This window comes from Streptomyces sp. NPDC051563, from assembly GCF_044454225.1.
Classification (GTDB): domain Bacteria; phylum Actinomycetota; class Actinomycetes; order Streptomycetales; family Streptomycetaceae; genus Streptomyces.
On record NZ_JBITDL010000003.1, the window covers coordinates 225,305 to 236,726 of the forward strand.

General features: G+C 72.2%; 10 protein-coding genes. 3 read left to right on the forward strand and 7 right to left on the reverse strand.

Annotation, left to right across the window (positions count from 1 at the left end; translation table 11 throughout):
- Nucleotides 1–42: 42 nt before the first annotated feature.
- Nucleotides 43–3,105, forward strand: a complete 3,063-nt coding sequence (locus tag ACIA8F_RS05285; RefSeq protein WP_399376851.1) for an ATP-binding protein — start codon at nucleotides 43–45, stop codon at nucleotides 3,103–3,105.
- A 51-nt stretch (nucleotides 3,106–3,156) separates the two neighbouring features.
- On the opposite strand, the gene nucS is transcribed toward ACIA8F_RS05285, so the two are convergent.
- Entirely contained in the window at nucleotides 3,157–3,828 is a 672-nt protein-coding gene (gene nucS / locus ACIA8F_RS05290) for an endonuclease NucS (protein ID WP_330298612.1), read from the reverse strand.
- Nucleotides 3,829–4,048: 220 nt separating this feature from the next.
- Here nucS and ACIA8F_RS05295 point away from each other — a divergent pair, with 220 nt between their 5' ends.
- Nucleotides 4,049–4,441 (forward strand): SCO5389 family protein, encoded by a 393-nt coding sequence (locus tag ACIA8F_RS05295; protein ID WP_399376852.1) that lies wholly within the window; start codon nucleotides 4,049–4,051, stop codon nucleotides 4,439–4,441.
- A 151-nt stretch (nucleotides 4,442–4,592) separates the two neighbouring features.
- Here the strand turns inward: ACIA8F_RS05295 and ACIA8F_RS05300 are convergent, their stop codons facing one another.
- Nucleotides 4,593–5,624: an LLM class flavin-dependent oxidoreductase gene (locus tag ACIA8F_RS05300; protein WP_399376853.1), complete on the reverse strand. Its 1,032-nt coding sequence runs from the start codon at nucleotides 5,622–5,624 to the stop codon at nucleotides 4,593–4,595.
- A 242-nt stretch (nucleotides 5,625–5,866) separates the two neighbouring features.
- Here ACIA8F_RS05300 and ACIA8F_RS05305 point away from each other — a divergent pair, with 242 nt between their 5' ends.
- A complete protein-coding gene (locus ACIA8F_RS05305) occupies nucleotides 5,867–6,208 on the forward strand; it encodes an ATP/GTP-binding protein (RefSeq protein ID WP_382970656.1) in 342 nt (113 codons plus the stop codon).
- Between the two features lie 24 nt (nucleotides 6,209–6,232).
- On the opposite strand, the gene ACIA8F_RS05310 is transcribed toward ACIA8F_RS05305, so the two are convergent.
- From ACIA8F_RS05310 to ACIA8F_RS05330, 5 genes are all read right to left on the reverse strand, one after another.
- Complete coding sequence (locus tag ACIA8F_RS05310) at nucleotides 6,233–7,096, reverse strand: ABC transporter permease (protein WP_399376854.1); 864 nt, start codon at nucleotides 7,094–7,096, stop codon at nucleotides 6,233–6,235.
- On the reverse strand, nucleotides 7,093–8,259 hold the full coding sequence (locus ACIA8F_RS05315; RefSeq protein ID WP_399376855.1) for an ABC transporter ATP-binding protein: 1,167 nt from the start codon (nucleotides 8,257–8,259) through the stop codon (nucleotides 7,093–7,095). Before ACIA8F_RS05315 ends, ACIA8F_RS05310 begins: the two co-directional genes overlap by 4 nt.
- 135 nt (nucleotides 8,260–8,394) lie before the next feature.
- Nucleotides 8,395–9,174, reverse strand: a complete 780-nt coding sequence (locus ACIA8F_RS05320) for an ABC transporter permease (protein ID WP_399376856.1) — start codon at nucleotides 9,172–9,174, stop codon at nucleotides 8,395–8,397.
- A gap of 1 nt (nucleotide 9,175) precedes the next feature.
- Nucleotides 9,176–10,198, reverse strand: a complete 1,023-nt coding sequence (locus tag ACIA8F_RS05325; protein WP_399376858.1) for an ABC transporter ATP-binding protein — start codon at nucleotides 10,196–10,198, stop codon at nucleotides 9,176–9,178.
- A 116-nt stretch (nucleotides 10,199–10,314) separates the two neighbouring features.
- Nucleotides 10,315–11,253: a cellulose-binding protein gene (locus ACIA8F_RS05330; RefSeq protein ID WP_399376860.1), complete on the reverse strand. Its 939-nt coding sequence runs from the start codon at nucleotides 11,251–11,253 to the stop codon at nucleotides 10,315–10,317.
- Nucleotides 11,254–11,422 lie beyond the last annotated feature (169 nt).

Here is an 11,422-nt window from a genome sequence, read left to right on the forward strand (position 1 = left end):
CGGGCGGGACGACGGCGCACGGCGCGATCGGGGGACTTGGTCATGGACCGGAGCAGCACACAGGGGCAGGCCGATCCGGCTGAGCAGCCGGCGCGCGTGGTGACGCTGACGTCCGGGGACTTCACCCTCACCGTGAACCCCGTCGACGGCAGCGAGATCGTCCGCACCCACCGCCCCGGCGGCGAACCCGCCCCCGTCCCGGTCAAGCGCACCCCCGCCGCCCGCGCCTCCGCGGCGGCCGCCGCACGGCCCCCCGTACCGCCGGGCGCCCCCGCCGGTACGCGGACCCTGCTGGGCCGGGAGGAAGAGCGCGACCGCCTCGTACGGCTCCTCGCGCGCGGCCGCTCCGTACGGCTGACGGGACCCTCCGGATCCGGACGCACGGCGCTGCTCGACTCGGTCGCCGACGCCTGCGCGGACCTCGCCCCCGACGGGGTCGTACGGCTCTGCGCCCAGGGACACCAGCAGCCCGGCGAGCTGCTCCAGGCGCTGTACGCCACCGTGTACGAGGCCCCGGCCGAACGCCCCGACCGCGCCGGGCTCCTCGCCCGGGTGGCGGAGATAGGCGCCGTCGTCCTCGTCGACGACCTCGACATGGGCGGCACCGCCCTCGACGAACTGCTGCGGGCCACGCCGGAGTGCGCGTACCTGCTGGCCGCCACCCCCGACACCCGCGCCCCCTCCGACGACTCGCACCTCGAAGAGGTCTTCCTCGGCGGCCTGGCCCGCGCCGACTGCGTGGCCCTGCTCGAATCGGGCACCGGACGGCCCCTGACCGACGAGGAAACGGCCTGGGCGGGCGACCTGAGCTTCGCCTCCGAAGGGCTGCCGCTGCGCTTCGTCCAGGCGGCCGCGCTGCTGCGACAGCGCGACGAACTCAACCGCACCGGCCAGGGCGACGGCGACGACGACGGGGAGGAGCCCGGCGTCTTCGAGGAGAAGCCGCGCGACACCGTGTTCGTGCCGCTGCCGACGCTGGCCGAGGGCGCAGCCCCGGCGGAGCTGCTCGCCTCCCGGGTCAGCGAGTCGGCGCGGGCCGCGCTGCGGATCGCCTGCGCACTCGGCGGGGAGCTGCCGCACCACGCGCACCTGCCCGCGCTGGTCGGAGACACGCACGCCGACACGGCCGTCGCGGAGCTCCTCGACTGCGGGCTGCTGAGCCCCGTCGGCACGCGCTACCAGCTGGCCGCGGGGGTCGCCCGGCAGCTGGAGGACATCGGCTACGCGGACACCGCCGCCGAGGAAGCCCGTACGGCCGCCCGGCACTACGCCTGGTGGACCGGCCACACCTCGGTCAGCCCCGGGCGGGTCGCGGCGGAGGCCGACGCGGTGCTCGCGGCGCTGGCCGGCGCCGATGTGGTGGCCGCGGTACTGCTGGCACGGACGGCGGCTCCGGCGTTCGCGGCCTCGCTGCACTGGGAGGCCTGGGACCGGGTGCTGCGCGCGGGCGCGGAGGCCGCACGGAAGGCCGGCGAGGTCGCGGAGCAGGCGTACTTCCACCACGAGCTGGGCGTACTGGCCCTGTGCGAGGGCCGCCTCGACCGGGCGCGTGCCGAGCTGGAGGCCTCGACCGGGCTGCGCGGTGCGCTGGCCGACAAGCGGGGCACCGTGGCGGGACGGCGCGCGCTGGCCCTGGTCACCGACCGGGAGTCGGCGGAGACCCAGATATCACCGCCGCTGCGACTGGCTCCGCCGGGCGCGGCTGCGGCCGGGGCCGGGACCGGGGCCGGGGGAGCGGCGCGGGCGGCCGGGGAGGTCCGGCCGGGCGCGGGTTCCGTTGGCGTTCCGGGCATCCCGGGTGCGGGTGTTGCGGGTGTTGCGGGTGTGCCGGGCCTCGCGGGGCTCGCGGGTGCGTCCGGTGTGCCGGGTGCTGCGGGCGTTCCGCCGGTCGCGGGGGCGCCGGGCGGTGCGGGGATACCGGGCTCAGCCGGTGTGGCGGGTGCTGCGGGTGCTTCGGGTGTTCCGCCCGTCCCCGGGACCGCGGGTGCTGCGCTGTCTCCCGGACTGCCCGGGCTTCCCGGGGTTCCCGCTGCTCCGGGGCTTCCCGGAGCTGCCACTGCTGCGCAGTTCCCTCCGGTACCCGGAGGTGCCGCGGCCGCCAGGCCTGCCGGGACCATGCCGTTCCCCGAGGTTCGCAGCGGTCCGGGCGTTCCCGGTGCCGCGGGGACTCCGTTGGCTGCGGGTGCCGCGGGTGCCGCGGGTGCCGCGGGTGCCGCGGGTGCTGCGGCTGCTGCGGCTGCTGCGGGGACCTCGCTGGCTGCCGGTGCTGCTGCCGGGACGCCGTCGGTTCCAGGTGTCCCCGGTGCTTCCGGTGCTTCCGGTGCTCCCGGTGTCCCCGGTGCTCCCGGGACGCCGTCCGCTGCCGGGGTTCCGGTGGCGCCCGTGGCTCCGGTGACTCCGGCGACCCTGTCGAAGGCCCTCGCGGCCCTGCCCGGCGCGGGCCCCGGGGCCGCCTCGGTGCCCGAGCGCGTTGCGCCGCGGCCCCCGGAGGCCTTCACGACGGTCGTGCCCGCGGTGGCGCCGCCCGGCTCCGTCGCGCCCGCGACCCTGGCCGAGGTGTTCGAGGACGCCTTCCCCCTCACCCCCGAGCCGGCCCCCGCGCCCAAGCCGCTGCCCGCGCAGAAGCCGAAGCCGCGCCGCAAGCCGTTGCTGCTGGCCGCGGCCGGGGCGGTGGGCGCCGTGGTGCTGGGCACGGTGGTGGCACTGGCGATGAACACCGACGAGGAGCCCCCGGCGCAGGCGCCCGCGGTCTCCACGGCGCCGACCTCGGAGGAGGAGTCGCAGCCGAGTACCCCGGGTCCGAGCGGAACCGATCCCTCGCCGGAGCCGGGAGCCTCGTCCCCGACCGCACAGGCGCCGGGCACGACCCCGTCGCCGCGCAAGTCCCCCTCGGGCAAGCCGACTCCGACGCCGAGTCCGTCGTCGTCGACCCCGACGAGCCCGGCCTCGCCGCCGGTGTCGAGCTCGGCCCCGCCCGTGAGCACCCCGCCGGCTTCCCCGAGCCCGACCCTGACCTCGTCGCCGAGCCCCACGCACACGGATCCGACCGACCAGCCGAAGCCCCCGGTAACGGAGACGGGCGGAACGCAGAACGCCGCTCCCTGACGGCAGGCCCTGCCGGGCCCGCCGTCGCAGCGGCGTACGTCGTGCTCCTGCCTAGAACAGGCGGAGCTTGTCGTCCTCGATGCCGCGCATCGCGTTGTAGTCGAGGACGACGCAGTCCATGCCGCGGTCGTTCGCCAGGACGCGCGCCTGGGGCTTGATCTCCTGGGCCGCGAAGATGCCCTTGACGGGCGCCAGGTGCGGGTCCCGGTTCAGGAGCTCCAGGTACCGGGTGAGCTGTTCGACGCCGTCGATCTCGCCGCGGCGCTTGATCTCCACCGCCACCGTCCCGCCGGAGGCGTCCCGGCACAGGATGTCGACCGGTCCGATCGCGGTCATGTACTCGCGGCGGATCAGCGTGTAGCCCTCGCCGAGGGTCTCGATCCGGTCGGCCAGCAGCTCCTGCAGGTGCGCCTCGACCCCGTCCTTGATCAGACCCGGGTCGGTGCCCAGCTCGTGCGAGGAGTCGTGGAGGACTTCCTCCATGGTGATGATGAGCTTCTCGCCCGCCTTGTTGACGACGGTCCAGACGCCGGCGTCGTCGCCGCTCCCCTCCTTGAGGGTGCAGGGCGGGGACATCCAGTTGAGCGGTTTGTACGCTCGGTCGTCCGCGTGGATCGAGACACTGCCGTCGGCCTTCACGAGGATCAGACGGGGTGCCGAGGGCAGATGGGCGGTGAGCCGGCCCGCGTAATCGACGGAGCAGCGGGCAATGACGAGACGCATGGTCGGCAACGCTACTCGACGAGAAGGCCTGCACGCGATTCGCCCCCGAAAGCCCCCTTCGAGGATGGCGCGTTGTATGCGCATTCTCCTGGTGCGGTCCCCACCGGGCGCCTACCGTGGTGAGCGGGAGGTTGCGAAGCGTGCACACTGCGTCGCGATCTCCCTCCCTGCCCGTAAGGCTCCGGCAACCCAATCGGCCGGAGTCGCGAGAGGAGAACCCATGTCGCTCGACGTCTCACCGGCCCTACTCGAACAGGCCGAGCGAGGCGAGGTCGACGAAGCGGCTTTCGTCGACTGCGTCCGGACCTCCCTGCCCTACGCATGGGAGATGATCAGCTCGCTGGTGGCCCAGCTCCAGGTGGACGGCGGACAGTTCGCCGACAACCAGACGCCGCCGCCCGACGAGCAGGCGCGTGGCCAGCTGCTGCGTGCCCTTGCGAGTGACGCGATACGGGGTGCGCTGCAGCGCCACTTCGGAGTGCGCCTGGCTTTCCAGAACTGCCACCGGGTAGCGGTCTTCCCGCTGGACTCCGCGGTGGACGACCGGCTGGCCAAGTTCACTTCGATCCGTGGTCAGCTGCTCAACCAGTCGCCCGAAATGCGCGACTGTTAGCAGGAAGTTCCGCACGACCGCACCGCCGCAGGACCGCACCGCCGTAAAGCGCACCACCGTACGACCGCACACCGCACCGCCGTACGACCGCATCGCCGCACGACCGGTACCTCGCTGCCGCTCCGGTGCCAACGGAGCGGCAGCCCTGGTCTCAGCCGAGCCGGGGCAGCACCTCGGCGCCGAGGCGCCGGAGGTTCTCCTCGGTGGAGGCGAGATCGCCCGATCCCTCCGTCAGCAGGGCGAACCGCGTGATGCCCGTACGCTCCGACGTGGCCGCCAGCCGGTCGGCCGCCAGCTCGGGCGTGCCCACCGGATGCAGCTCGCACAGGAGCTCGGTGTACGCCACCGGGTCGCGCATCGCCCGCTGCCGTCCGTCCACCGTGACGTGCGCGTCCAGGCCCTGCTTGAGCCAGCCCGGCATCGCCTTCAGCAGCGTTTCGCGGGCGTCAGCCGTCCGGTCCGCCAGCTGACAGACCCCGGCCGACACGTGGCCCGCCTCCGGCGAGCGCCCCGCGGCCCGCGCCGTGCGCCGCCACAGCTCGACCATGGCGGCCTTGTCCTCGTCCCCGCAGTGCATGCCCAGCAGCATCGGCAGTCCGCGCTCCGCGGCCAGCCGAACCGAGCGGGGAGAGGTGCAGGCGACGATCAGTTCCGGCCCAGTCCCGTCCCCGTCCAGCGCCTCCGACGCACGCGGTACGACGGCCACTTCGCGGAAGCCGTCCCGGCCGCCGGCCTTCGCCGCCGGGGCCCCCACGCTCGGCTCGGCCAGCCAGCGGCGCAGCAGGTCCAGGTCCTCCGGAAAGCGGTTCTCGTACGCGTCGAGCCCACCGCCGAAGACCTCCAGGTCCACCCAGGGACCGCCCCGGCCCACCCCCAGGGTGAAGCGCCCCTCCGAGGCCAGGTGCAGCAGGGCCGCCTGCTCGCCCAGGGCCACCGGGTGGACGTTCGGCAGCACGCTCACCGCGGTGCCCACCCGCAGCCGCCGGGTACGGCCCAGCATCAGGGCCGCCAGGGTCACCGCCGACGGGCAGACCCCGTACGGGACGAAGTGGTGTTCCGCGAGCCAGACCGAGTCGAGGCCGGCCTCCTCGGCCACCTCGGCGGTCCGTACCGCCCGGTGCAGTGCCTCGCCCTGTCCCTGGCCCGGGAACTGGGCTGCCAGTACAAATGCTCCTACGCGCATCGCCTTTAGCCTCCTCGCGGCTGACGCGGCCTCCCCCAGGCGGACCGGTTTCCTCATCGGCAACAACGTCTGACACGTGCCAAAGGCACGGCCTGACCGGAAAGTTATTGGGATTGTCAGGCCAGTCGCGGCGACCGGCCGCCGAGTGCGGTGGTCGTCCTTCGGCCACCCTGCGGTTACCCGGTCTCGCTGCGCGTAGTCTGGGAGAAAGTCACTGCCGTCCGCCCATCCGTGAGGTATACGTGTCACCGCGCCACAACCGCCCCAGGGGCGGCGAGAATCCAGCCGATCGTTCGGACCAGGGCTCGGGCCCCGGCGGCCTGGACCGGTACGGCCTGGAGCGCACGGAGGAGTACCAGGGCGAGGAGTGGAAGGTCCGGCACGTCGCGGGCGCGAGCGCCGCGGGCAAGCGCTACCGCTGCCCCGGCTGCGACCAGGAGATCCCCTCGGGCACCCCGCACCTGGTGGCCTGGCCCGAGTACGGCGGGGTCGACGACCGCCGGCACTGGCACAAGGCCTGCTGGAACGCGAAGGACCGCCGCACCTCCAAGGTGCAGCGGTCCCGCAACGCTCCCAAGTACTAACGTCCGTACCAGGACGCCACAGCCCTAGACGTCCCGGCGGCCGACCACCACGTACGAGGCGGCGACCGCGGCGCCCGTCACCAGCAGGATCAGCGCCATGTGGTGCAGGCTGCCCGGGAGCGTCATGCTGTCGCCCGACGACGGGTCCGCGGCATTGGTCGGGATGCCGAACAGCTCCATCATCGCCACCGGCACGTTGTACTGGAGCAGGGCCCGGCCGACCGGGGCGACGGCCTCCCAGATGCTGAGCACCGCCCCTATGACCGGCGGCAGCGTGACGACGCCGAGCATCACGGCGATCGCCCCCGCCGAATGCCGCACCAGAGCCCCGACCGCCAGGGCCAGCACGCCGAGCAGGGTGACGTAGAAGCTGCCCACCAGGCCGGAGGCCCACTCGGACGCCGGATGCGGTCCGGCGCCGGGGCCGTCGCGCAGGATCGAGGCGGTGAGCCCGACCAGGCAGACCGACCCGGCCGTGGTGAGGAACGCGGTGAGGCCGAAGACGAGGTACTTCGCGGTGAGCACCCGGTACCGGTCGGGGGCCGCCGTGAAGGTGGTGCGGATCAGGCCGGTGCCGTGCTCGGAGGTGATCGTCAGCACCCCGAGCACCATCACCGCGAGCTGCCCGACCAGCAGTCCGAAGAGGGCGGGGGCGATGAACGGCATCTGCTCGTAGTCCACGTCCCCGGTCTGCACGATGACCGTGCCGCCGATGCCGACGACGAGCAGCACCAGCGAGCCGAGCGTCCACATCGTGGAGCGCACCGAGATCAGCTTCGTCCACTCCGAGGCCAGCGCGTGCCCCAGGTGCGGCCTGGGGGTCGGCAGGGGCGAGGTGTAGCCCGCCGGGCCCTGGTCCCCGGCGGTCGCGGTCGTCGGGGCGGTCATCGGGAGTCCTCGGGCTTCTGCGCGGGGGTGTGCACGGGGTCGGGGGAGTGCGTGGCGCCGGTTTCGGCCTCGGCCCCGGCCAGCTCGCCGGGGCTGCCGGGCATCAGGAACGGCCGGCCGCCGGTCCCGGGCGGCGGGGGCGCGAAGAAGCCCGCCTGCGGGACCTGGAGGGCCTCGGCCGCCTCCTCTTCCTCCCATTTCGGGACGCTCAGCGGCTCGGGCTCCCAGAGCTCGTTGCGGGGGTCCTCGGTGGAGGTGTACTCGACGGAGGACTGGGTCATCCGCATGTACGCCTCCTCCAGCGAGGCCCGGTGCGGCGACAGCTCCCACAGCCGTACGCCGGAAGCGTGCGCGAGGTCGGAAATCCGCGGCAGCTCCAGCCCGGTCACCCGCAGCGCCCCGTCGGGCTCCCGCAGGACCCGGCCGCCGGCCTTGGTGAGGACCGAACCGAGGGTGTCCCAGCCGCCCGGATCGGTGTCGGCCGTGCGGACCCGGGCGAATCCGGCCGAATTGTGGGTGATGAAGTCCTGGGTGCTCATGTCGGCGAGCAGCCGGCCCCGGCCGATCACGATCAGGTGGTCGGCGGTCAGCGCCATCTCGCTCATGAGGTGCGAGGAGACGAAGACGGTGCGGCCCTCGGAGGCGAGCCGGCGCATCAGATTGCGGACCCAGAGGATGCCCTCGGGGTCGAGACCGTTGACCGGCTCGTCGAAGAGCAGCACCTGGGGGTCGCCGAGCAGGGCGGTCGCGATGCCGAGCCGCTGGCCCATGCCGAGCGAGAAGCCCCGGGCGCGCTGCCGGGCCACGTCCTGCAGGCCCACGACGCCCAGCACCTCGTCCACCCGCTTCTCGGGGATCCCGGAGAGCTGGGCGATGGACAGCAGGTGGGTGCGGGCCCGGCGGCCGCCGTGGACGGCCTTGGCGTCGAGCAGGGCGCCGACGTGCCGCTGGGCGTTCGGGAGCTCCCGGAAGGGCCGGCCGTTGATCGTGACCCGGCCGGCGGTGGGCCGGTCCAGGCCGACGATCATGCGCATCGTGGTGGACTTCCCGGAGCCGTTGGGCCCCAGGAATCCCGTCACGTGACCGGGCTTGACCTGGAAGGAAAGGTCGTCGACAGCGGTCTTCGCGCCGAAGCGCTTGGTCAGGCCGACTGCCTCGATCATCTTGCTGCCCCTTGCCAGGCCGGGACGACTCTCGCCCGCGTAAGGGTTAAGAGGATATCCAGTCCCTTGCGGTTCCACGCCGTCCCCGACCCTGAGCTACCCCTGAGAACCGACCCGGGGATCTCCCGTACTACGTCAGGCGTCCCTCTTCTTGAGGACGAGGTAGCCGCCGAGCACGGCCGCCAGCACCCACAGGGCCATGATCCCGAAACCGCCCCAGGGGCCGTAGGGGACCTTCTCGCTGCCCATCGCCCCTGGGATCACCTGCATGATCTTGGAACCGGCCTGGTCGGGGAAGTACTGGGCCACCTTGCGGGTCGCCGGGACCGCCCCGAGGATGTTCGAGACCAGGAGGAAGAACGGCATCAGGATGCCGAGCGAGAGCATCGAGCTGCGCAGCATGGTGGCCACGCCCATGGAGAACAGCGCGAGCATCGCCATGTAGAGCCCGGCCCCGAAGACGGCGCGCAGCACGTTCGGCTCGTCGATGCCGATGCTGCGCTCGCCCAGGATCGCCTGTCCGATGAAGAAGGACGCGAAGCTGGTGATCAGGCCCACGACCAGCGCGAGCCCCGTGGCGACGAGGAGCTTGCCGGCCAGGAAGCCGCCGCGCCGGGGCACGGCCGCGAGCGAGGTGCGGATCATGCCCGAGCTGTACTCGGTGCCCACGACCAGCACGCCGAACACGATCATCGCGAGCTGGCCGAGGGACATGCCGGCGAAGCTGGCGAGGGTCGGGTCGAAGGTGGCCTGCTCCTGCGGGGGCATGTCCTTGAAGGAGGACTTGATGAAGATGCAGAGCAGGGAGCTGATGCCGACGGTGACGATGGCGGCCGAGGCCAGGGTCCAGACGGTCGAGGCGACCGAGCGGATCTTGGTCCACTCGGACTGGAGAACGGCGGGGAAGGCGGACATGTCACTTACCGCCCTTGCGCTGAGCATCGAAGCCGGCGCCCCAGGCGGGTACGTCGGCGGGCCGGGCCGGGTTGTCCGCGGCCATCCCCGGACCGGCCGGGAACCCGGGCACCCCCGGTGCGTGGGCGTGGTACTCGACGGAGTCCGCCGTCATGCGCATGAACGCTTCCTCCAGTGAAGCCCGCTGCGGGCTGAGTTCGTGCAGCACGATCTGGTGCTGGGCGGCCAGCTCGCCGAGCTGCTCCGACGCCACGCCGTCGATCTCCAGCGCGCCGGTGGCGGGGACGCTGATCGCGTCGATCCCGGCCTCGTGCAGGACGTCCTTGAGCCGTTCCTGCTGCGGGGTGCGCACGCGCACGTAGCTGCGGGAGTTCTGCTGGATGAAATCGGCCATGGACAGGTCGGCGAGCAGCTTTCCCTGTCCGATGACGACCAAATGCTCTGCGGTCAGGGCCATTTCGCTCATCAGGTGGGAAGAAACGAAGATCGTCCTTCCCTCTGCCGCGAGCCCCTTCATCAGATTGCGGATCCAGAGAATTCCCTCCGGGTCCAGACCATTGACGGGTTCGTCGAACATCAGGATCTCGGGGTCGCCGAGCAGCGCGGAGGCGATGCCGAGCCGCTGGCCCATGCCCAGGGAGAATCCCTTCGACTTCTTGTTCGCCACGGCCGTCAGACCGACCAGGTCCAGCACTTCGGAGACCCGGCTGCGCGGGATCCGGTTCGACTGGGCGAGGCAGAGAAGGTTGTTGTACGCGCTGCGGCCGCCGTGCATGGCCTTCGCGTCCAGCAGCGCGCCGATGTACTTGAGCGGCTCCGGCAGGTCCCGGTAGCGCTTCCCGTCGATCCGGACCGTACCGCTGGTCGGATTGTCGAGGTCGAGCATCATGCGCATGGTCGTGGACTTGCCCGCCCCGTTGGGGCCGAGGAAGCCGGTGACCACCCCCGGTCTGACCTGGAAGCTGAGGTTGTCCACGGCGGTCTTCGCGCCGAATCGTTTGGTAAGGCCCTCGAGCTCGATCATTCCGCCACGCTAGAACGCCCGAGGGCCCTACGCCACCTCTCACAGGTGACGAAGGGCCCTCGGTGTCGAAGCGGATTGTTGGCTTCCGCGCACTGGCGCAGGAAGCCTTCCGACGACTAGCGGCTCTGCTGCGCCGGAACGCCGCGGGTGACCGGCTCGTCGTCGATCGGCGTGGAGGCGGCCGCGACCGCGGCACCCGTCAGCGTCGCCAGCATCTCGCGGACGTTGGTGAGCTGCGCGTTGATCGAGTCGCGGCGGTTGGTGAGCGCCGCCAGCTCGCGCTCGGACTCGCTGCGGATCCGGTCGGCCTTGGCGTTCGCGTCGGCCACGATGTCCTCGGCCTGGCGCTGCGCGGTCTCCACGGTCTGGCGGGCGCGGCGCTCGGCGTCCGTACGGAGCTTCTCAGCCTCCAGGCGCAGCTGCTCCGCGCGGTGCTCGATCTCCGCGAGGCGCTTCTCGGCCTTGGCCTGACGGCCGGCCAGGTCGCGCTCGGACTGCTCGCGGCGCTTGGCCAGGTTGGTCTCGAAGTCCGCGGCGGCCTGGGCGGCCTTGGCGCGGGTCTCCTCGAAGAGCGCGTCGGCCTCCTCGCGCTTGGAGGCCGCGTCCTTCTGGGCCTCGGTGCGCAGCGAAGCGGCGTCGCCCTTGGCCTTCTCGACGATCCGGACACCCTCGTCCTCGGCCGTCGACTTGCGGTCGGCGGCGAACGACTCGGCGTCGTTGCGCACCTGCTGGGCGGCCGACTCGGCGAGCTCGCGGTGCTGCTCGGCCGCGCGACGGGCCTCCTCACGGAGGTCCTTCGCCTCCTCCTCGGCCAGGCGCAGGATCTTCTCGACCCGGGCGCCGAGACCGGCGTACGACGGCTCGGCGTCGTTCACCTGAGCCTGGGCGTTCTGCGTCTCGAGGTGCAACTCCTCGATCCGCTTTTCCAGAGAGTTGATACGTCCGAGGGCGCTGTCACGGTCGGAGACCAGCTTGGTGATGCGGTCGTCCACCTGACCGCGGTCGTAACCACGCCGCACGAGCTCGAAGCCGAAGGGGGAGGATGTGTCGCTCATGGGGTTCCTGTCGAATGAGACCGATGAGGTGCTACGCGAGGTGTTAGGTGTTAAGGGGAATCCTAGGCGCCAGGACGGCGTGTCATCGAGTCAATCCCCGTTTGATCTGGACAATGACACCCCTTTTGAGTGGCAAGGCGACAGAATGCTTGTCACTCGTTCGCCTGAA